Origin of the sequence: Micromonospora sp. BQ11 (assembly GCF_052068135.1) — a bacterium.
Taxonomy (GTDB): Bacteria; Actinomycetota; Actinomycetes; order Mycobacteriales; family Micromonosporaceae; genus Micromonospora.
Genome location: NZ_JBQHDB010000003.1, coordinates 425,181 through 445,904 on the forward strand (window position 1 = coordinate 425,181; position 20,724 = coordinate 445,904).

Sequence of the window (20,724 nt, forward strand, 5' to 3'; positions counted from 1 at the left end):
GAAGAGATGGGCACCGTCAAAGAACTACTTGCCGACCTTGCCCGGCGGGGGGTGACCCTCTGGGCCGACGGTGACGAGCTGCGCGCTCGCGCCCCCAAGAACGCACTGACCGCCGAGCTGCGCACGGCGATGAAGGAACGCAAGGAGGAGCTTCTCGCCGCGCTCCGCGAGCGTTCCACCGACCGACCGACCGCCATCACGAAGATCGAGCCGTCGCCGGAGGACCTGCACGAGCCGTTCCCGCTGACGGACATGCAACAGGCCCTGTGGGCCGGCAAGCGCGACGCCTTCGAGATCGGCAACCTGTCCGGCAACGGCTACATCGAGGTCGACACGGTCGCGCTCGACCTCGACCGGTTCTCCGACGCCTGGCACCGCGTGATCCAGCGGCACGGCATGCTGCGCGCCATCGTGCTCCCGGACGGTCAGAACCAGATCCTGCCGGAGGTACCGGAGTACCGGATCGAGGTGCTCGACCTGCGCGGTCAGCCCGCCGACGCGGTGACGGCACGGCTCGAGGAGTTCCGCCTGGAGATGCCGCGGGAGATGTTCACCCCGCACGAGTGGCCGCTCTTCCGACTGCGGGCGACCCTGCTCGACGGCGACCGTACGCGCCTCCACCTCGGATCGAGCCTCCTGGTCGCCGACTCGCTGAGCCTGCTGCAGATCCTCCGGGAGCTCTCGGTGCTCTACAGCGGCGGAGACCTCCCGCCCCTGGAGCTGTCGACGCGTGACTACGTCGTCGCCAAGACGGCCCTGAAGGGGACGCCGGTGTACGAGCGGGCGCTCGACTACTGGCGGCGGCGGCTGCCGACCCTGCCGCCGCCGCCCGAGCTGCCGATCGACGTGCCCCGTATCACCGGACCGATGAAGTCGGTGGCGCTGAACGCACGGCTGCTGGACGCCGAGCCCTGGAAGGAATTCAAGACACGGGTAAAGCAGGCCGGCCTGATGCCCGGCGCCGCTCTGCTGAGCGCCTTCTGCGACGTCGCCGCGGTCTGGAGCAAGACCCAGGAGTTCAGCATCAACGCGCCGTTCTGGGACCGGCTGCCGATCCACGAGGACGTGAGCAACATCGTCGGCAGCTTCGCCCTGCCCAACCACCTCCGGGTGACCGCCGCACCCGGGTCCACGTTCCTGGAACGGGCCCGGCGCCTGCAACGGCAGCTCATCGAGGACCTGGAGCACTGCCGCTACGTCAGCGGTGTGCAGGTGATGCGCGAGCTGGCGAAGGCACACGGCGGCACCCCGCGTCGGAACACGTACGTGGTGTTCAACAGCGTCGAGATGAGCAGCGTCGACATCTCGGGCCTCGGTGAGCTGGGTTACACCGTCAGCCAGACCCCGCAGGTGTACCTGGAGATCCGCAGCGCCGAGCGGAACGGCGGGCTGGAGTTCACCTGGGACGTCCTGGACGCGGTGTTCCCGCCCGGGCTCGCCCAGGACCTGATGGACGCGTTCGTGCGGCACGTACGCCGCCTCGCCCAGGAGCCCGGCAGCTGGGAGGAGCGCAGCCGCCGGCACATCGCGCCGGAGTACCAGCGCGAGCTGCAACGCGCGGTGAACGAGACGGCGGCCCCGCTGCCTACCGGGCTTCTGCACAGCGCGTTCCTGGACCACGCGGCGCAGCGGCCGGACCAGCCCGCCGTCGTGTCCTCGGCCGGGACGATGACCTACGGCGAGCTCGACCGGCGCTCCACCCGGATCGGCCGCTGGCTGCGCGAGCAGGGTGCGAAGCCCAACACGCTCGTCGCCGTGGTGATGGAGAAGGGCTGGGAGCAGGTCGCGGCCGTGCTGGGCGTGCTCAAGTCGGGAGCGGCGTACCTGCCGCTCGACGCCTCGCTTCCGCGCGAGCGGCTCCATCGCCTGCTGGCGGCCGGTGAGGCCCAGATCGTGCTCACCCAGGAGTCCGTCGACCGGCGTCGCGCCTGGCCCGAGAACGTCCGGCGGCTCCGCGTCGACACCGAGGCCCTCGAGGAGTTCTCCGAGGAGCCGCTCGAACCGGTCCAGAACGAGGACGACCTGGCGTACGTCATCTACACCTCGGGCTCCACCGGCGTGCCGAAGGGCGTCATGATCGCGCACCGCAGCGCGCTCAACACGATCGCCGACGTCAACCAGCGCTTCGGGGTCGGCCCGGACGACGCCGTGTTCGGTCTGTCCGCCCTCGGCTTCGACCTCTCGGTCTACGACGTGTTCGGGACGCTGGCGGCAGGGGCGACGCTGGTGCTGCCGGACGAGTCGGGCCTCCGCGACCCGGGCCACTGGCTCGACATGATGCGGCAGGGACGGGTCACGGTATGGAACTCCGTACCGGGCTTCATGCGGCTGTTGGTCGAGTACGCCAACGGTGTCCGGGCGGCCGTTCCGGACTCGCTGCGGGTGGCCCTGCTCAGCGGTGACTGGATTCCGGTCACCCTGCCCGACCAGCTCCGCCGGCTGGCGCCGGGGGTTCGGGTGATCAGCCTCGGCGGCGCGACCGAGGGATCGATCTGGTCGATCCTGCATCCCGTCGAGAAGGTCGACCCCCGCCGGCCGAGCATCCCGTACGGCAAGCCCATGGCCAACCAGCAGATCCACGTCCTGGACGGCGAGCTCGACATGCGTCCGGTCTGGGTGCCGGGTGACCTGTACATCGGCGGCGTCGGCGTGGCGGCGGGCTACTGGCGCAACAAGGAGGCGACAGATGCCGCCTTCATCACCCATCCGGAGACGGGCGAGCGCCTCTACCGGACGGGTGACCTCGGACGCCGTCTACCTGACGGCAGCATTGAACTACTGGGGAGAGAGGACTTCCAGGTGAAAATCGGCGGCTACCGAATCGAACTCGGCGAAATCGAGAGCACTCTGCGTGCGCACCCCGCGGTCCACGAAGCAGTCGTCCTGGCCGTGGACGAGGAGGGGGAGAACAAGCGGCTCGTGGCGTACGTCGTCCCGGCGGGCGACACGCCGCTCGATACGGGTGAGCTGCGGACCTTCGTGCGCGACAAGCTGCCCGAGTACATGGTCCCCAAGACGGTGATCACCCGGGACAAGCTGCCGCTCACGGCCAACGGGAAAATCGACCGCTCAGCCCTGGCCAAGGAGGACGTCCCCGCGCCCGCAGCCGGCCGTGGGCCGGTCGCTCCGCGCACCCCGCTGGAGGAGATGCTGGCCGCGCACTGGCGCGAGGTGCTGGCCGTCAGCGACGTCGGCATCTACGACAGCTTCTTCGAGCTCAGCGAGGACTCGCTGCAGGCGGTGAACCTCGTGTCGAAGATCTCCGACTCGGTCGGTAAGCAGCTCGGGGTGCGCTTCCTGTTCGCACACCCCACCATCGCCGAGCTGTCGGTGGCGCTCAACGGGTCGAGCAACGGGAACCAGGCAACCGACGGGAAGGCAGTGACGGCGATGGAGAACGGCCAGGCCGAGGGCAGTGTGGTCACCGAGCGGCGTGATCTGCTGAGCCTCTTCGACTCCGGCGAGATCGCGCCCGTCGACGGCGCGGGCGTACTGGCCATGCCCGCGGGTCTGTTCGAGCGGGCCGGCATCAACCCCATCGACGTCGCGGCCCGGCTCATGGCCCTGGACAAGCCCATGCTGTGCGGCGTCATCAACACCAACCTGGGCCGCATCGCCACCATCATGGTGCCGCGTCTGGACACGGCCGACCTGTACGTGCACCGCGAGCGGCTGGTCGAGACGATCGTCAGTGGGGTGGAGTTGGGCGCCCGGCTGGGCGCGAAGAACGTCTCCCTCAGCGGGCTGCTGGTGTCGGCGACGGACTACGGCCGGATGGTGCACAACGCCGTCCAGGGCCGCTCGGACCTTCCCCCGATCACCAGCGGCCACGACACCACCTCGGCCTCGGTGCTCCTGGTGGTGGAGAACCTGCTGCGCGTGACCGGGCGGCGGATGGAGAACGAGGTGCTGGGCGTTCTCGGCGTCGGCTCGGTGGGCAAGGCCTCCATGCACCTGCTGCTGAACTACCTGCCGCACCCCCGCAAGCTCATCCTGTGCGATCCCTACGCCGCCACGGGCGACAGCCAGCGGGGCCCTGCCAGCGGGATCCCCAACCGGATCAAGAAGGCCGCCGACGAGGCGCGGGCGGCCGGATACAAGGGCGAGATCGCGATGATCGGCGGGACGTCCACCCTGCCGGAGGAGTTCTACGAGTCGACGTTGATCAGCGCGGACACCAACGCCCCCGACATTGTCGACGTGTCCCGGCTCCGGCCCGGGACCATGCTGGTCGACGACTCGATTCCGCCGTGCTACGACCGGGACGCCGCGATGGCCCGGGTCGAGGAGCGCGCCGACATCCTGTTCGGTCAGGGCGACGTGGTCCGGTGCAGCGCACCGATGCAGAAGATCTTCAGCTGGCCCCCGCTGATGTACGAGCTGGCCGGCGAGGAGGGCGTCGAGTGGTTCGCCGCCAACACCCCGGACGCCTTCAGCAAGGTGGACATCACCAGCTCCGTGCTCTCCAACCTGATCGTCGGACAGCCGGGCCTGGGCCCGGTGGTGGGACCGTCTGACCCGGCCCGGTGCCACCGGCAGATCGAGGTCCTGCGCCAGAACGGCTACGTCGGCGGCCCGCCGCAGTGCGACGGGGTCTACCTGACCGAGGAGCAGATCGCCCGTTTCACGGAGAAGTTCGGCAACGTCACCGAGCACGCGGCCGCGCCGACCGCCTGACCATCCGATGAAGAAGCCCTCGAATCGGACCGGTCAGGCCCGTGAGGTCCAGCTGGCGCACAGCCAGCCCTGGGTGCAGTGCCCGCGTCCCAACGCGGACGCGGGCCTGCGCCTGGTGTGCGTCCCCTACTCGGGCGGCCGGGCGTCGGTCTTCAACGATTTGGCGGCGGAACTTCCCGGCGACGTCGAGCTGTGGGCCATCGAGCTGCCGGGTCACGGCCGTCGCCTCGGCGAGGCGCCGCTGACCCGGCTGCAGCCGCTGGTCGACCAGCTCACCGATGTCCTCGCCGACGTTCCCCAGCCGTACGTGCTGCTCGGCTACAGCGTCGGGGCCTTGATCAGCTTCGAGGTCGCCCGCAACCTGCCGCGGCTCGGCTGGCCCGGGCCGAGTGCCCTCTTCGTCGCCGCGGCACGGGCGCCCCACCTCCGGTCGTCCCGTCCCCCGCTGCACGAGCTGTCCCGGGACGACCTGGTGGAGGGGTTGCATCGCCTGGCCGGCCATCGCAACGCGCTGCTCGACAACAAGGAACTGGTCGACGTGATGCTGCCGGTGCTGCGCGCGGACCTGGGTCTCGACGAGACCTACGACCATCGGGGTGGTGATCCGGTCGGCTGCCCGATCGCGGCGTTCGGTGGCAGCGAGGACTGGAGCGTGACCCGCTCCGACCTGGAGGGCTGGCGCGAGCACACCACCAGCGACTTCTCGGTGTGCACCCTGCCTGGTGGCCACTTCTTCCTCGACTCGTCTCGAGGACTGTTCGCGGAGGCCCTGACGGCGGAGATCGAGCGTCTCAAGCAGAGTTCGGAGGAGGGCCTGGCGACATGAGCATCGAGCTGGCCACGACGCCGACCGAGTGGCTGACCGCCCTTCGAGCAGGCCTGGAGGAGGACATCAAGCCGCTCGGCGACCGCTACACCGACGACCAGTTGCCGCTGGACCGGCTGCCGGACATCGTCAAGACGCTCCGGCGGCACGGTTATCCGATGGACGATACGACGGACGAGGTGACCGCGGCCCTGGCGAGCGAGGAACTCGCCCGGGTGTTCCCCTCGCTCGAGGGTTGCCTGATGATCTCGCAGGCGTGTGCCCAGTACATCGCCGAGGCGGGATCGCCGGAGCTGCGGGAACGAGCGGTGCCCGCGCTGCTGGGCGGCGACAAGGTCGGGTGCGTGGCCTCGACCGAGCCGAACCACGGGTCGAACAACGCGGCGATGGAGACCCGGGCGGTCCCGGACGGTGACGAGTTCGTCATCAACGGGCGCAAGCGCTGGATCTCGAACGCCGACATCTCCGACTACGCGGTGGTCCTGTGCCGGGTCGGTGCCGACGACGGGAAGCAGACGATCAGGCCGGTCATCGTCGAGCGTGAACGCTCGCCGTACCGGACCAGGGACCTGCCCAAGGTGGGCCTCAAGGCCTTCGTGACCTCCGAGATGATCTTCGAGGACTGCCGCGTCCCTCGCGAGAACTGCATCGGCCCGGCGGGCTCGCTCAAGAATCTCCAGCTCATCTTCAAGAAACTGCAGTGGTCACGCTGCCGGATGGCAATCATCTCGGTGGGGATCGCCCGGGCGGCGCTCGAGGAGTCCGCGTCCTACGCCCGCCGGCGCCGTCAATTCGGCCGGCCGATCGGAGAATTCCAACTCATCCAGGACAAGATCTACAACATGGCCACCGAAATCGACGCCTCGCGCCTGCTCATTCATCGCGCGTTGACCTCCATCCAGGAGGACCGGCGGTCCGATCGCGAGGCCTCGATGGCCAAGGCCTATGCCACGGAGATGGCGGTGCGGGTGACGTCGGACGCGATTCAAATACACGGCGCCAACGGCCTGTCCCCGGACTTTCCACTCGAACGCCATTTCCGGGACGCGCGGGCGCTGACCATTGCGGAGGGAACGACCGAGATCCACAAGCTCGTAGTCGCCAGGTCCGTCCTGGGACTATCCGCCTTCCGGTGAGGGGAACGTCATGACGACGACTACCGGCCCGATCTCCCGGCACTTCGCACTGCTGGACGAGGAGACATCGCTGCGTACCACCATTCACAAGTGGGCGGAGGAACGGCTTCGCCCCCGGGTGGCGCAGATGGACAGGGAAGCCCGCATGCCGCGGGATCTGATCGACGAGCTGTTCGACCTCGGCGTGATGGGCATCCAGATCCCGGACCGGTACGACGGCGGCGGCGGCTCGATGCTGATGAGCGCGCTCACCATCGCCGAGCTCGCCCGCGTCGATCCGTCGGTGGCGGTCTGCGTCGACGTCCAGAACGCGCTGGTCAACATCGCGCTCATCCGTTGGGGCAGCCCCGAGCAGCAGGAACGGTTCCTGCCGCTGCTGGCGCGGGAGGTCGTCGGCGCCTACGCGTTGTCCGAACCCGAGTCCGGCAGCGACGCATTCGCCCTGCGCACCCTGGCCGTACGCGACGGCACGGACTACGTCCTCACCGGGCGCAAGGTCTGGACGACCAACGCCGGGGAGGCGGGGCTCTTCGTCATCTTCACCAACGCCGCCCCGGAGCACGGCGCGCACGGCATCACCGCCTTCGTGGTGCCGCGGGACACGCCGGGGCTGGTCGTCGGGCCGAACGAGGAGAAGTTGGGTATCCGTGCCAGCTCCACCTGCGAGCTTCTGCTGGACGGCGTACGCGTCCCGCAGGACCACAGGCTGGGCGAGGAGGGTGACGGGTACGACATCGCCATCGACACGCTCAACATCGGCCGCATCGGCATCGGCGCGCAGATGGTGGGACTGGCCACCGGTGCCCTCGAAGCCGCCGCCGGGTACGCCCGGGAACGCCGGCAGTTCGGCCAGCCCATCGCCACCTTCCAGGGGGTGCAACTACCGCTCGCGCACGTCGCGACGGAGATAGAGGCGGCCCGCCTGCTGGTGTACGACACCGCGCGTCTGGCCGACAGCGGACGCTACGTTCCCGAATTGCTGACGCGGTGTGCGATGGCGAAGTACTTCGCGTCCCAGGTGGCCGAACGGGCGGCCTCCCAAGCCGTCCAGACCCTCGGCGGTAACGGTTACAGCACCGCATATCCCGTGGAGAAGTTTTATCGGGACGCCATGATCGGGCAGATCTACGAGGGCACGTCGAACATTCTTCTACGTACCATTTCCCGCAGTGTTTTCGAGGGCTCGGCCTTCCGTGGCACGGGGGGCGGTCGATAAGGTTGGCTATCCACGCATGCCCGCACCGGAGACGTGATTGCAGGGCATGCACGAGGGTTTGATCGGCCGTCGGCCGCCGATTCGGCAATCCGTTCTACAGGCGAGCGGCTTCCCTGTATCCGCGATGTCCACGGGGACGCCGACGGGTAGCGGTATCGGTCACCCGAGGCACAAATGAGGAGTGTGTGATGCGAGGTGCTCAGCAGCCGGTTCGGGGTGTGGACGCCCCGGCTGAACCGGGTCCGGGTCTGGATCCGCGGCGTTGGAAAGCGCTGGCGGTGGTCGCGTTGGCGCAGTTCATGCTCATTCTCGACGTGACCGTCATCAACGTCGCGCTACCCGACATGGGCGCCGACCTCGGCCTGAGCCGACTGTCGTTCACCTGGGCCGTCAGCATCTACGGCCTGGTCTTCGGCGGCCTGCTCCTGCTCGGCGGCCGACTCGCCGACATGATCGGCACCCGACCCATCATCATGACCGGCCTGCTCATCTTCACCCTCGCCTCCCTGACCAGCGGCGCAGCCCAGAACGAAGCCATGCTCCTGGCCGGACGCATCGGCCAGGGCGCCGGAGCCGCCCTGCTGTCACCGGCAGCCCTGGCCGCCGTCACCAGCCTCTTCCACGGCAACGAACGCAACAAGGCCCTCAGCATCTGGGCCTCCCTCGGCGGACTCGGCTTCACCGCCGGCGTCCTGATCGGCGGCCTACTCACCGCAGGCCCCGGCTGGCGCTGGGTCTTCTTCATCAACATCCCCGTCGGCATCGCCCTGCTCCTGGCCGTCCGCGCCCTGGTCCCGCTACGCCGCAACCCCCACCCCGACCGACTCGACATCTGGGGCGCCCTCACCGTCACCACCGCCTCCGCCGCCCTCATCTACGGCCTCATCAACGCCGGCGACAAAGGCTGGACCCACCCCACCACCTGGGCACCCATCACCACCGCGATCCTGCTCTACACCGCCTTCATCGCCATCGAACGCACCACCACCACCCCCCTGATGCGACTCAACCTGCTCACCCGCCGCCCCGTCGCCGCAGGCGCCTTCCTCATGCTCACCGCCGCCGGCATCCTCATCGCCGACCTCTTCCTCACCTCCCAATACCTGCAACACCTACGCGAACTCAACCCCCTACGCACCGGCCTGTTCTTCCTGCCCCCCGCCCTCGCCCTCATGACCGGCGCCATCCTCGCCGGCCGCCTCATCGGACGCACCGGCACCCGCCCCATCGCCACCACCGCCCTACTCCTGGTCGCCGCCGGCAACGCCCTACTCACCGACGTATCCACCACCGGCAACATCTACACCCAAGCCCTACCCGGCACCACCCTGTTCGCCCTCGGCGGCGGCCCCCTGTTCGTCTGCGCCACCACCACCGCACTCGGCCGCATCGACCTACGCGAAGCCGGCCTCGTCTCCGGCATCATCAACACCTTCAACCAACTCGGCGCCGCCCTCTGCGTCGCCATCGCCTCCACCATCGCCGCCACCAGCCTCACCACCAACCCCACCACCCAAGGCCTCACCAACGCCTTCACCACCTTCACCATCATCGCCATCACCGCCGCCCTCACCGCCGCCCTCCTCACCCCACCCGGCAAACCCCACACCACCGACGATGAGGCGGTCGCACCGTGAGCCCGGCCGCTGTCGGCGTCTCGGCGGCTACGGGCCGGTCGTCGCCCGTCCCCACGCGACGGTCGGGCCTGCTGAAGATGACGCCCCGGGCACGCCGATGACCAGCGCCGTCGTGTGTGGCATCGGCTCGTACCTGCCGCCCAGAGTGGTGACGAACACCGAGCTGGCCGCGCGGTTGGGCACGTCGGTGGAGTGGATCGAGACCCGGACCGGCATCCACCAGCGGCGGGTGATCAACGCCGGCGGGTCGACCGCCGACCTCGCCGTGGAGGCGGGCATACGGGCGATGAAGTCAGCCGGTCTCACCCGGGTCGACGCGGTGGTGCTGGCCACCACGACCCCCGACCACCGATGCCCGGGGACGGCGCCGGCAGTGGCCAGCCGGCTCGGCCTCACCGGCGTACCGGCGATGGACGTCAACGCCGTGTGCACGGGATTCCTCTACGCCGCCGCCAGCGGTGCCGGGCTCATCGCGACGGGTGTGGCCGAGCGGCTGCTGGTGATCGGGGCGGACACCTACTCCACGATCCTCAATCCAGCCGATCGGACGACCACGGCCATCTTCGGCGACGGTGCCGGCGCCGTGGTGCTGCGCCGCGGAGAGGCGGACGAGCCCGGCGCCCTGGGCGCCTTCGACCTCGGCAGCGACGGGGAACTCGCCGAGCTGATCTGGATACCCGCCGGCGGCTCCCGGCAGCGCTCGACCGGAGCCACCACACCGGCCGAGGATCACTACTTCCAGATGCGGGGCACCGCCGTGTTCAAACACGCGGTGGTACGGATGGCGCAGGCGGCGGGTACGGCGACGAGCCGGGCCGGCTGGCGCACCGAGGACGTGGACCGGTTGGTCTGCCACCAGGCCAACGCCCGCATCCTGGCCGCTCTCGGCACCGAGCTCGGCCTCGCCGCCGACCGGGTGGTCAGCAACATCGCATCGGTCGGGAACACCGCAGCGGCCTCCATCCCCCTCGCGCTGGCGGACGCGGCTCGCAGCGGGCAGCTGCGCGCCGGGCACCGGGTGGTACTCGCGGCGTTCGGCGGCGGCCTCACCTGGGGGGCGACGACGCTCGTGTGGCCTGACATCACACCCGTGTAGCGAAAGGAGCCGCGCACATGAACGACATCACCGAGCGTATAGGCAAGCTGCTGATCACCCGGTTCGGTGTGGCGCCCGACGAGTTCAGCGCCCAGACGACGCTCAGCGACCTGGACCTGGACTCGCTCGCGCTCGTCGAGTTCGGCCTGATAGCGGAGAAGGAGTTCGGGGTCAAAATCGGCGAGGATGAGATCTCGCCGGACGACACCGTCGCCGACGTCGCGGACCTGATCGTGCGCAAGGCTGCCTGATGTCGCGCTTCGACGTCGCCGTGACCGGCATCGGCATGGTGACCCCGGCCGGCGTCGGCACGGCCGCGAGTTGGTCCACGATTCTCAGCGGCGAGCCGGCCGCCGCAACGGACCCGGTGCTGGCCGGGCTACCGGTCGACTTCTCCTGCCGGGTTCCCGGATTCGACGCGCGCGCGGTGCTCGGCGGGAAGCTCGCCTGGCGGACGGAACGGTACACCCACCTGGCGCTGGCGGCCGCGCGCGAGGCGGTCGCCGACGCCGGCCTGGATCCGTCGACCTGGGACGGTGCCCGGGTGGGCGTCGTGATCGGCAACGCGCTCGGCGGCACGGGCACCGTCGAGGCTCAGCACGACGTGTTTCGTGAGGAAGGCGCCGAGGGCGTCTCGCCGATGCTGATCCCGATGACGATGACGAGTATGGTCGCCGGCTACACCGCCATGGATCTCGCCGCGACCGGTCCCAACCTGGTGACGGCGACCGCCTGCGCGTCCGGTGCCACCGCCATCGGCATCGCCCGGGAGCTGCTGCGCGGCGGCAAGTGCGACGTGGTGCTGGCCGGCGGCGCGGAGGCCAGCCTCACGCCGCTGATCGTCAACACGTTCGCCAAAATGGGTGCGCTGTCCCGGCGTCGGGACGAGCCGGCTCGGGCGTCACGGCCGTTCGACGCCGACCGTGACGGCTTCGTGCAGGCCGAGGGCGCCGCGATCCTGGTCCTCGAGCGGGTGGCCGACGCCCGCGCCCGGCAGGCGCCGGTGCGGGCCTGTATCAGCGGATTCGGGGCCTCAGCCGACGCGCACCACGCCACCCAGCCCGACCCGTCGGGCACCGGGGTCCGGCAATCGATCGACATGGCCCTGGCCGACGCCGGTCTGGGTCCCGACGAGATCGACCACGTCAATGCCCACGGCACCTCCACGCCACTGAACGACGTCACCGAGGCGAGGGCGCTGCGTCACCTGTTCGGCGGGCGGCCCGCGGTCACGTCGGTCAAGGGGGTGACCGGTCATTCCCTCGGTGCGGCCGGCGCGATCGAGGCCGCCTGCACGGTCCTCGCCGTCCAGCACGGTGTCGTCCCCCCGACGGCCAACCTGGAGCGGCAGGATCCCGAGATCGACATCGACGTGGTGGCCGGCAGCCCGCGGACCCTACCGATCACTGCGGCGATCAGTAGCTCGTTCGGGTTCGGCGGCCAGAACGCGGTGCTGGTGGTGAGCGCCGTCCCGTCGGGCTGACCGTTGACCACCATGAGGAGCACGCACATGGTTCTGTGCACACCTCCGTGCGACCGCGGTTGCGGCACGGCACCCGTCCGGGACGGCGCCGGCGGGGCACGGAGCACGCCGCGGCACGACGCCGGCCCGGTCGGGGCCCGTCCCGCGAGAGCACCTCCGGGCGGTCCGGGCCGGAGCGCAGGTCCCCACACGTCGTGTTACAAACCGAGGGAGTAGGTATGCGGTATCCGTTCGAGTCCCATCGCCCCACCGCGGTACGGAGGCTGTCGGTCGCGGCGACCGCCGTCGCGGTCGCCGTCTCCACCTGGGGCGTCGCCGCCGCACCGGCGGCAGCCAGATCCACCGATGATGTCGACGTCGCAGTCGAATGGTGGGACGTCGCCAACACCATGCTGGCACCGCCGGCTGCGCCGGTGGGCATCGAGAACTTCCGGGCCTGGGCGATCACGTGGCTCGCCGCCGCCCGCGCGGTGAACGAGCGCCCGTCGGCGGGCCCGGCACGTCACTACCGGAAGGCCGCCTTCGCGGCTGCCGTCCACGAGTCCCTGATCACCTTCGTCCCGACCCGTCGGGCCGAGATCGACCAGGCACTGGCCACGACGCTGAGCCGGATCCCGGACGGCCCGGCGGAGTCGCAGGGAGTCGCCGCCGGCCGGGCCGAGACCCAGGCCGTGCTGGCGAACCGCCAGGGCGACGGGCTCGACAACGTGTCGGTCAGCCGTCCCTTCACGCCGCCGTCGCCCGCCCCCGGTGTCTGGCGGCCGACGCCACCGGCGTTGGCGACGGCGCAGTGGCCGGGTCTCGCCGACGCGCGTCCGTTCTCCATGAGCAGTCCTGACCAGTTCCGTCCGGGCCCGCCGCCGGCGCCCGGGTCGGACCGGTATCGCGCGGACTGGCAGGAGGTTCGTGACTACGGTGCCATCGACAGCACCGTACGGACGGCGGAGCAGACGAAGATCGCCACGTTCATGTACACGGCTCCGCCGAGCTTCTTCCATCCGGCCGTCCGGTCCGCGCTGCAGGAACTGAGCGGCTCCCTGAGGCGGCAGGCCGAGCTCATGGCGGTGGTCCGGCTCGCCTTCATGGACGCGATGATCGCCGTCTGGGATGCCAAGTACCACTACGTGTCCTGGCGGCCGATCACGGCGATCCGTGAGGCCGACAGCGACGGCGACCCCACCACGTCACCGGATCCGTCCTGGACCCCGCTGCACGCGACGCCGCCGCACCCGGACTATCTCAGCGGCCACGCCGGCCTGATGGGTGCGGTCGTCCGGGCGCTGACGATATACACGGGTGCCGGGCCCGAGGCGCCGTTCACCGTCGCCAACCCGAACATGCCCGGAGTCACCCTCACGTACGACAACTGGGCCCAGATGAACCGGGACATGATCGACGCCCGGGTCTGGTCCGGAATCCACACCCGGACCGCCGACGTGGTCGCGGCCAGGGTCGGCAGCCGGGTCACGCACAACATCATCTGCAAGTCGCGCCAGCTCTTCGGCTGACCTCTGCCGTTGCACGACTCCTGGTAGGACGGCACCTGCTGTCCTACCAGGAGTCGCGGCCGACCGACGGCGATGCCGCTCGACGAGGGATTCGAACCTGCTGCACCAGACCACCGAACAAGGAGGACAACGATGCGACGGTCGTTCGTGCGCGTACCGGCAACGTGGTCGCGCGGGATGTCACTGCTGCCGATCGTCATCACCATGATGCTGGTCGGGCCGGGCGTGCCGGCGGCGTCCGCCGCCCGCGCCGATGCCGGCCCCTGCACCGATGTCATCGTTCTGCCCGGCGCGACGTCGGCCGAGGGCATCGCCAAGGGCCCCGGAGCCACGTTCTACGCCGGCGACGTCTTCCGCGGGGACATCTACCGGGGGGACCTCAGGCGGGGCACCGCCGAGCGTTTCATCGACGTCCCGGACGGCCGGTACGCACTCGGCATGTTCGTCGACGCGCGGCGCGGGCGCCTCTTCGTGGCCGGCGGCTACGGCGCCGCGCACGTGTACGACACCCGAACCGGGGCCACCGTCGCCAGCTACCGGCTCGGCGACCCGGCGTCGACACTGGTCAACGACGTCACCATCACGAGACGGGGCGCCTACTTCACCGACTCGCGGCAGGCGCGGCTGTACTTCGTACCGATCGGCCGCAACGGAGCCCTCGGCCGGGCTCGGACGATTCCCGTCACCGGCCCGGCGGCCGACACCAGCGGCGAGTTCAACCTGAACGGGATCGTCGCCACCCCCGACGGGAAGACTCTGATCGTCTCGCACACGGCTCTGGGCAGGCTGTACACGGTGGACCCGGCGACCGGCGTCAGCCGTCTGATCGAGGGTCTCGACGTGCCCAGGGTGGACGGCATCGTGCTGGAGGGCAGGCGCCTCTGGGCGGTGCAGAACTTCGTCAACCAGGTGTCCCGGATCAGGCTCAACCACAACCTGACCTCCGGGACCGTCGAACGCGTGATCACCCACGAGGCATTCCAGGTGCCGGCCACCGCCATCCCCTACGGCAGGCATCTCGCGGTCGTCAACGCCAAGTTCGACACCGGCGTCCCCCCGACCGCCGACCAGTACGAGGTCGTGCTCGTGCGCCGCTAGTGTCACGCCTCGGACGTTCGTGACAGATCGTGGTCGGCTCCCGCTTCGAACCGGTCACGACGGCGTGGCGAGACCCGCCTGGACCACGAGGACGACGAGCTGAGCCCGGTCCCGCGCACCGAGTTTCACCATCGCGCGGCTGACGTGTGTCCGCACGGTTGCCGCACTTACCACCAGTTCGGCCGCGATCTCGTCGTTGGACCGGCCGGTGGCGACCCACGCGACGATCTCCCGCTCCCGACTGGTCAGGCGGTCCAGCTCCGGATGCGGTGCTGACCAGCCCGGTGCCGCCGGTCCGGAGGGGGCCATGGCGAACCGTTCGATCACGCGCCGGGTGATCGACGGCGACAGAAGGGATTCCCCGTCCGCGACCACCCGCACCGCGCGGACCAGCTCGTCAGGGTCGGCGTCCTTCAACACGAATCCGCTCGCGCCCGCCCGCAGCGCCGCGAAGACGTAATCGTCGAGCTCGAACGTGGTCAGCATGACCACACGGACCCGGGCCAGCGCCGGGTCGGAGGTAATCTCGCGCAGCGCAGCCAGCCCGTCCAGCACCGGCATCCGGATGTCCATGAGCACCACGTCCGGCAGCGTGCGCCGGACGGCCTCGACCCCCTCGCGGCCGTCGCCGGCCTCGGCCACCAGGTCGAGGCCGGCCTCGGACTCCAGGAGCGTGCGCAGACCCATCCGGACCAGCGGCTGGTCGTCCACGACCGCGACCCGGATCATCTGCGCTCCCCGGGCAGGGCGACCAGGTTCGGTACGGGGAGCCGGGCGCGCACGGCAAAACCGCCCTCCGCCCGTGACCCCGCTGTCAGGGAGCCACCCAGGGCCTCCGCGCGGGCCCGCATGCCGTCGATGCCATGTCCACCGGCCCCGGGCGGTGCGCCGCTACCCGTGTCGGTGACCTCCAGGCTCAGCATGCCGTCCGACACCGTGAGGCGCACCCGCGCCGTCGCTCCGGGGCCGCCGTGCCGGAGCACGTTCGTCAGGGACTCCTGGATGATCCGGTACGCCGACCGGTCGACCTCGACCGGCAGGCCGGTGACCGTGTCCTCGATCTCGACGACGACCGGTAGCCCGCTGGAGCGGAGTCGAGCCACGAGCGCGGGCACGTCGGCCAGTCCGGTGCCCGGCCGCAGCGACGCGCCGGGAGGCTGGGGCTCACGCAGCGCCGTCAGTTCGGCACGTACCCCATCCAAGGCGTCCTTGCTCGCCGTCCGGATCGCCTCGAGCGCCTGCCGGACCCGCTCCGGGTCGCGGTCGAGCACCCGCAGCGCAACGCCGGCCTGCATGGCGATCACCGCCAAGCCGTGCCCGACCTCGTCGTGCAACTCCTGTGCCAGGCGCAGCCGTTCCTCGTAGACGACTCGGCGGGACTGCTCGCCGCGCAGGTCCGCCGAGGCGTCCTGACGTACCCGCATCGCCACCCCGATGGCCGCCGGCACGGCGACGCAGGCGGCCGCCGCGACGAAGTCCGCCCAGTCCTGGGGTGACCCGGTGGCGGCGCGCGTCGCGACGGCGCCCAGGCAGGCGCACGTCAGGATCGCCGCGCCGGTGAAGGCCCGCCGGAACGGTGTACCGGCGGCGAGCCGGTAGACCGCCACGACCAGCGCCAGGATGATGGGCCCGTAAGGATAGTCGAGCGCGATGTAGGCGACCGTCGCGGCGCCGGTCAGCGCCGCCACCCAGATCGGCTGCCAGCTCGAGATCGCGACGGGCAGGCAGGCGGCGAGCACCAGCACGTAGGACGTGGTGGGCGCGGCCTGGTCGTGGTTGGCGGCGGCACCCGTGGTGCCGACCAGGGCTCCGGACGCCAGCAGCACCGTGAGCCCCAGGTCAAACGGCCTGATCCGTCCTGTGCCCATGCTCCGACGATAACGTTCCGGTCCAGTCCTGTCGTCGTCACCGCACGTAGCGGACGTACGCGGATCTGCGTACGCGGAACTGCCGCTTCCCGGGGGACGACCGCGAGGCGAGCAGCCGCGAGCATGACCGGCATGACCGGACACGTAATCGTCACCAACGGACTGACGAAGCGGTACGGCGACCGCGTGGCGGTCGACCGGGTGGCCCTCACCGTGCGGCGTGGCGAAGTGTACGGCTTCCTCGGTCCCAACGGTGCCGGCAAGACGACCACGCTGCGCATGCTGCTCGGCCTGGTGCGGCCGACCGGTGGCGAGATCACCGTACTGGGCCGGCCGCCCGGAGCGCCCGACGCGCTGGCCCGCATCGGCGCGCTGGTGGAGGGACCGGGCTTCTACCCGTACCTGTCGGGGCGCGACAACCTGCGCGTCCTGGCCCGGTATGCCGGACTCGACGACGTGGCGGTCGAGGCCGCGCTGGAGCTGGTGGACCTGACCGCCCGGGCGTCGGACCGGTTCCGGAAGTACTCCCTGGGCATGAAGCAGCGGCTCGGCGTGGCCGGTGCCCTCCTGGGCCGGCCCGAGCTGCTGATCCTGGACGAGCCGACGAACGGGCTCGATCCCGCCGGCATGGCCGACATGCGCAACCTGATCCGGGCCCTGGCCGAGCAGGGCCAGACGGTGCTGCTCTCCAGCCACCTGCTGGGCGAGGCGCAGCAGATCTGCGACCGGATCGGTGTGATCGCGGCGGGCCGGATGCTCACCGAGACGACGGTGGACGACCTGCGCGGCGAGAGCACGCTGGTGGTGCGCGGAGAGCCGCTGGACACGGCCCGGTCCGTGGCCTGCCGCATGGTCGGCGCGGACAAGGTGTCGACCGTGGACGGCATGGTGCGGCTGCAGGCCGACGCCGCCCGGTCTCCGGAGCTCATCCGGGCGCTCATGTCGGCCGGGGTCACGGTGCACGAGGTACGTCCGGGCGAGCGGACGCTGGAAGAGGCCTTCCTCGCGCTGACCGGTGTGGGGCTGGACGACGGTACGGAGACGACGCCATGATCCATAGTCTGCGCGCGGAGCTCGTCCGGCTGCTCCACTGGCCCATCACCTGGCTGCTGGGCGGCATCTGGCTCGCGCTCAACCTGAGCTTCGGATATCTCTTCCTCTATCTGAGCTACCGCGACAACAGCGACGGGTTCGCCGCCGACGCCTCCGATCCGGAGAGCGCGCGCGCCGTCCTCGTACAGATGATGCCGGACAGCGTCCCCGCCACGATGCTGTCGCAACTGCCGATGTTCGGCGGCGGGCTGGTGCTGCTCCTCGGCGCGCTCGCGGTCGGCAGCGGCTACCCGTGGGGCACATGGAAGACGGTGTTCATGACCGGCCAGCGGCGCTCCGTCGCCGTCGCCGGCACGCTGGCCGCTCTCGCCGTCATCGTCACCGGCTTCCTGGTCGTCACGTTCGCCGTCGATCTGCTGGCCAGCTACCTCATCGCCACGGCGGAGTCCGAACCGGTGATCTGGCCGAGCCCTGCCGAGGTGGCGCGCGGTCTGGGCGGCGCGCTGCTCATCGGCGGCACCTGGACCGCGGGCGGGGTCCTGCTCGGCACCCTGACCCGCGGGCCCGCGCTGGCCACCGGGCTCGGACTGCTTTGGGTGCTGGTGGTGGAACACCTGCTTCGCGGCGTGGCCGAGATGCTGGGGCCGGTCGAGGCGGTGACCGACGTGCTACCGGGGACGGCGGCCGGCTCCCTGGCCGGTGCCATCGGTGCCCTGCCGCAGAGCGACCCGAACGGGACCCCGGGTGTGCTGACCACCATCGGCGGTACCGCCGCGGCGGCGCTGCTCGGTGCCTATCTGGTCGCTTTCACCGCAGCGAGCCTCGCGCTCAAGGCCCGGCGCGACGTGACCAACTGATATCACTGCAATGCAGTTATTCATTCACCATGAGCGATGAGTTAGGAGTGTGTGATGCGAGGTGCTCAGCAGCCGGTTCGGGGTGTGGACGCCCCGGCTGAACCGGGTCCGGGTCTGGATCCGCGGCGTTGGAAAGCGCTGGCGGTGGTCGCGTTGGCGCAGTTCATGCTCATTCTCGACGTGACCGTCATCAACGTCGCGCTACCCGACATGGGCGCCGACCTCGGCCTGAGCCGACTGTCGTTCACCTGGGCCGTCAGCATCTACGGCCTGGTCTTCGGCGGCCTGCTCCTGCTCGGCGGCCGACTCGCCGACATGATCGGCACCCGACCCATCATCATGACCGGCCTGCTCATCTTCACCCTCGCCTCCCTGACCAGCGGCGCAGCCCAGAACGAAGCCATGCTCCTGGCCGGACGCATCGGCCAGGGCGCCGGAGCCGCCCTGCTGTCACCGGCAGCCCTGGCCGCCGTCACCAGCCTCTTCCACGGCAACGAACGCAACAAGGCCCTCAGCATCTGGGCCTCCCTCGGCGGACTCGGCTTCACCGCCGGCGTCCTGATCGGCGGCCTACTCACCGCAGGCCCCGGCTGGCGCTGGGTCTTCTTCATCAACATCCCCGTCGGCATCGCCCTGCTCCTGGCCGTCCGCGCCCTGGTCCCGCTACGCCGCAACCCCCACCCCGACCGACTCGACATCTGGGGCGCCCTCACCGTCACCACCGCCTCCGCCGCCCTCATCTACGGCCTCATCAACGCCGGCGACAAAGGCTGGACCCACCCCACCACCTGGGCACCCATCACCACCGCGATCCTGCTCTACACCGCCTTCATCGCCATCGAACGCACCACCACCACCCCCCTGATGCGACTCAACCTGCTCACCCGCCGCCCCGTCGCCGCAGGCGCCTTCCTCATGCTCACCGCCGCCGGCATCCTCATCGCCGACCTCTTCCTCACCTCCCAATACCTGCAACACCTACGCGAACTCAACCCCCTACGCACCGGCCTGTTCTTCCTGCCCCCCGCCCTCGCCCTCATGACCGGCGCCATCCTCGCCGGCCGCCTCATCGGACGCACCGGCACCCGCCCCATCGCCACCACCGCCCTACTCCTGGTCGCCGCCGGCAACGCCCTACTCACCGACGTATCCACCACCGGCAACATCTACACCCAAGCCCTACCCGGCACCACCCTGTTCGCCCTCGGCGGCGGCCCCCTGTTCGTCTGCGCCACCACCACCGCACTCGGCCGCATCGACCTACGCGAAGCCGGCCTCGTCTCCGGCATCATCAACACCTTCAACCAACTCGGCGCCGCCCTCTGCGTCGCCATCGCCTCCACCATCGCCGCCACCAGCCTCACCACCAACCCCACCACCCAAGGCCTCACCAACGCCTTCACCACCTTCACCATCATCGCCATCACCGCCGCCCTCACCGCCGCCCTCCTCACCCCACCCGGCAAACCCCACACCACCGACGACCTGCGGGCCGACCGCGCGCTGGAGGTGTGAGCGATGTCCGGCGACACGGCCTCCGCGCCACAGAGAACTCCCGATGACCCCGGTGCGGGCAGCAGGCAGACCATGACGGTGGAAAGGACCGTCATCCACGCCGTGATCGGCCAGTTCGGCCGGCCCCGGGGCCTGCTCGGTGCGCTCGCCGGTTGGCAGATGGCGCATCGCCGCTCCAACCGCCTGCGCAACCGCTGGGTCGTCTCGCTGCTTGATGTGCGACCCACCGATCGGGTGCTGGAGATCGGCTTCGGCCCCGGCCTGGCCGTCGCCGAACTGGCCCGCCGGATCGGTCCCTCAGGGCACGTGTACGGCATCGACCACTCCGAGGTGATGCTGCGGCAGGCGACCCGGCGCAACGCCGCCGCGATCCGGGCCGGACGCGTGACGCTGCTCCAGGCCCCGGCCGAGAAGCTGCCGCCGGCCGTCGACGGCCCCTTCGACGTGATCCTCGCCGTCAACTCCATAGGTTTCTGGACGACGCCGGTCGAGCGGCTCGAAGACCTTCGGCGCCGGCTCACGCCCGGCGGACGTATGGCCATCGCCTCCCAGCCGCGCCACCCCGGAGCCACGAGGGACCCCACGCTCGTCGGCCGGGAGAAGGGGGAGCTGCTCCGCGCCGCGGGCTTCACCCTGGCACGGACCGAATGCCTCGCCCTCCGCCCTCCGGTGACCTGTGTCGTCGCCGTCAACCAGGCACCGTCCCGCACGCCGGCCCCCGATTCCTGAATCTGTCGACACGATGAAGCTGAGG

16 protein-coding genes are annotated in these 20,724 nt (G+C 70.3%); 14 read left to right on the forward strand and 2 right to left on the reverse strand.

What is annotated here, in order from left to right; all coding sequences use genetic code 11:
* The first annotated feature begins 6 nt into the window (after positions 1-6).
* From ACTMSW_RS09040 to ACTMSW_RS09085, 10 genes are all read left to right on the forward strand, one after another.
* A complete protein-coding gene (locus ACTMSW_RS09040) occupies positions 7-4,677 on the forward strand; it encodes a non-ribosomal peptide synthetase (RefSeq protein ID WP_441180066.1) in 4,671 nt (1,556 codons plus the stop codon).
* Positions 4,678-4,684: 7 nt separating this feature from the next.
* The gene (locus tag ACTMSW_RS09045) at positions 4,685-5,503 is read left to right on the forward strand and encodes a thioesterase II family protein (protein ID WP_441180067.1); all 819 of its coding nucleotides are present in this window, start codon (positions 4,685-4,687) and stop codon (positions 5,501-5,503) included.
* Complete coding sequence (locus tag ACTMSW_RS09050; RefSeq protein ID WP_441180068.1) at positions 5,500-6,639, forward strand: acyl-CoA dehydrogenase family protein; 1,140 nt, start codon at positions 5,500-5,502, stop codon at positions 6,637-6,639. Before ACTMSW_RS09045 ends, ACTMSW_RS09050 begins: the two co-directional genes overlap by 4 nt.
* A 10-nt stretch (positions 6,640-6,649) precedes the next feature.
* On the forward strand, positions 6,650-7,855 hold the full coding sequence (locus tag ACTMSW_RS09055) for an acyl-CoA dehydrogenase family protein (RefSeq protein WP_441180069.1): 1,206 nt from the start codon (positions 6,650-6,652) through the stop codon (positions 7,853-7,855).
* A 188-nt stretch (positions 7,856-8,043) separates the two neighbouring features.
* Positions 8,044-9,492: an MFS transporter gene (locus ACTMSW_RS09060; protein ID WP_441180070.1), complete on the forward strand. Its 1,449-nt coding sequence runs from the start codon at positions 8,044-8,046 to the stop codon at positions 9,490-9,492.
* Between the two features lie 97 nt (positions 9,493-9,589).
* Entirely contained in the window at positions 9,590-10,588 is a 999-nt protein-coding gene (locus tag ACTMSW_RS09065) for a beta-ketoacyl-ACP synthase III (protein WP_441180071.1), read from the forward strand.
* A 17-nt stretch (positions 10,589-10,605) separates the two neighbouring features.
* Entirely contained in the window at positions 10,606-10,839 is a 234-nt protein-coding gene (locus tag ACTMSW_RS09070; protein ID WP_441180072.1) for an acyl carrier protein, read from the forward strand.
* Complete coding sequence (locus tag ACTMSW_RS09075) at positions 10,839-12,071, forward strand: beta-ketoacyl-[acyl-carrier-protein] synthase family protein (RefSeq protein ID WP_441180073.1); 1,233 nt, start codon at positions 10,839-10,841, stop codon at positions 12,069-12,071. Before ACTMSW_RS09070 ends, ACTMSW_RS09075 begins: the two co-directional genes overlap by 1 nt.
* A gap of 218 nt (positions 12,072-12,289) precedes the next feature.
* On the forward strand, positions 12,290-13,579 hold the full coding sequence (locus ACTMSW_RS09080; protein ID WP_441180074.1) for a phosphoesterase PA-phosphatase: 1,290 nt from the start codon (positions 12,290-12,292) through the stop codon (positions 13,577-13,579).
* Between the two features lie 132 nt (positions 13,580-13,711).
* Positions 13,712-14,677: an SMP-30/gluconolactonase/LRE family protein gene (locus tag ACTMSW_RS09085; RefSeq protein ID WP_441180075.1), complete on the forward strand. Its 966-nt coding sequence runs from the start codon at positions 13,712-13,714 to the stop codon at positions 14,675-14,677.
* 54 nt (positions 14,678-14,731) lie between these two features.
* Here the strand turns inward: ACTMSW_RS09085 and ACTMSW_RS09090 are convergent, their stop codons facing one another.
* Both ACTMSW_RS09090 and ACTMSW_RS09095 read right to left on the reverse strand, forming a co-directional pair.
* Positions 14,732-15,406: a response regulator transcription factor gene (locus tag ACTMSW_RS09090; RefSeq protein WP_441180076.1), complete on the reverse strand. Its 675-nt coding sequence runs from the start codon at positions 15,404-15,406 to the stop codon at positions 14,732-14,734.
* Positions 15,403-16,545, reverse strand: a complete 1,143-nt coding sequence (locus ACTMSW_RS09095; RefSeq protein WP_441180077.1) for a sensor histidine kinase — start codon at positions 16,543-16,545, stop codon at positions 15,403-15,405. Before ACTMSW_RS09095 ends, ACTMSW_RS09090 begins: the two co-directional genes overlap by 4 nt.
* Before the next feature lie 132 nt (positions 16,546-16,677).
* Between ACTMSW_RS09095 and ACTMSW_RS09100 the strand changes: the two genes are divergently transcribed.
* From ACTMSW_RS09100 to ACTMSW_RS09115, 4 genes are all read left to right on the forward strand, one after another.
* Complete coding sequence (locus ACTMSW_RS09100) at positions 16,678-17,598, forward strand: ABC transporter ATP-binding protein (RefSeq protein ID WP_441180078.1); 921 nt, start codon at positions 16,678-16,680, stop codon at positions 17,596-17,598.
* Positions 17,595-18,455, forward strand: a complete 861-nt coding sequence (locus tag ACTMSW_RS09105) for an ABC transporter permease (protein ID WP_441180079.1) — start codon at positions 17,595-17,597, stop codon at positions 18,453-18,455. The genes ACTMSW_RS09100 and ACTMSW_RS09105 overlap by 4 nt, the downstream gene beginning before the upstream one ends.
* Positions 18,456-18,509: 54 nt before the next feature.
* Positions 18,510-19,970: an MFS transporter gene (locus tag ACTMSW_RS09110; protein ID WP_441180080.1), complete on the forward strand. Its 1,461-nt coding sequence runs from the start codon at positions 18,510-18,512 to the stop codon at positions 19,968-19,970.
* Between the two features lie 72 nt (positions 19,971-20,042).
* Positions 20,043-20,699 (forward strand): class I SAM-dependent methyltransferase, encoded by a 657-nt coding sequence (locus ACTMSW_RS09115; RefSeq protein WP_441180081.1) that lies wholly within the window; start codon positions 20,043-20,045, stop codon positions 20,697-20,699.
* Positions 20,700-20,724 lie beyond the last annotated feature (25 nt).

Bases quoted from the DNA above. Each gene is read 5' to 3' on its own strand.
- ACTMSW_RS09065 (WP_441180071.1), top strand. From the start codon at position 9,590: ATGACCAGCGCCGTCGTGTGTGGCATCGGCTCGTACCTGCCGCCCAGA.
- ACTMSW_RS09075 (WP_441180073.1), top strand. From the start codon at position 10,839: ATGTCGCGCTTCGACGTCGCCGTGACCGGCATCGGCATGGTGACCCCG.
- ACTMSW_RS09070 (WP_441180072.1), top strand. From the start codon at position 10,606: ATGAACGACATCACCGAGCGTATAGGCAAGCTGCTGATCACCCGGTTC.
- ACTMSW_RS09080 (WP_441180074.1), top strand. From the start codon at position 12,290: ATGCGGTATCCGTTCGAGTCCCATCGCCCCACCGCGGTACGGAGGCTG.
- ACTMSW_RS09090 (WP_441180076.1), bottom strand. From the start codon at position 15,406: ATGATCCGGGTCGCGGTCGTGGACGACCAGCCGCTGGTCCGGATGGGT.
- ACTMSW_RS09040 (WP_441180066.1), top strand. From the start codon at position 7: ATGGGCACCGTCAAAGAACTACTTGCCGACCTTGCCCGGCGGGGGGTG.
- ACTMSW_RS09110 (WP_441180080.1), top strand. From the start codon at position 18,510: ATGCGAGGTGCTCAGCAGCCGGTTCGGGGTGTGGACGCCCCGGCTGAA.
- ACTMSW_RS09085 (WP_441180075.1), top strand. From the start codon at position 13,712: ATGCGACGGTCGTTCGTGCGCGTACCGGCAACGTGGTCGCGCGGGATG.
- ACTMSW_RS09050 (WP_441180068.1), top strand. From the start codon at position 5,500: ATGAGCATCGAGCTGGCCACGACGCCGACCGAGTGGCTGACCGCCCTT.
- ACTMSW_RS09115 (WP_441180081.1), top strand. From the start codon at position 20,043: ATGACGGTGGAAAGGACCGTCATCCACGCCGTGATCGGCCAGTTCGGC.
- ACTMSW_RS09105 (WP_441180079.1), top strand. From the start codon at position 17,595: ATGATCCATAGTCTGCGCGCGGAGCTCGTCCGGCTGCTCCACTGGCCC.
- ACTMSW_RS09055 (WP_441180069.1), top strand. From the start codon at position 6,650: ATGACGACGACTACCGGCCCGATCTCCCGGCACTTCGCACTGCTGGAC.
- ACTMSW_RS09095 (WP_441180077.1), bottom strand. From the start codon at position 16,545: ATGGGCACAGGACGGATCAGGCCGTTTGACCTGGGGCTCACGGTGCTG.
- ACTMSW_RS09100 (WP_441180078.1), top strand. From the start codon at position 16,678: ATGACCGGACACGTAATCGTCACCAACGGACTGACGAAGCGGTACGGC.
- ACTMSW_RS09045 (WP_441180067.1), top strand. From the start codon at position 4,685: ATGAAGAAGCCCTCGAATCGGACCGGTCAGGCCCGTGAGGTCCAGCTG.
- ACTMSW_RS09060 (WP_441180070.1), top strand. From the start codon at position 8,044: ATGCGAGGTGCTCAGCAGCCGGTTCGGGGTGTGGACGCCCCGGCTGAA.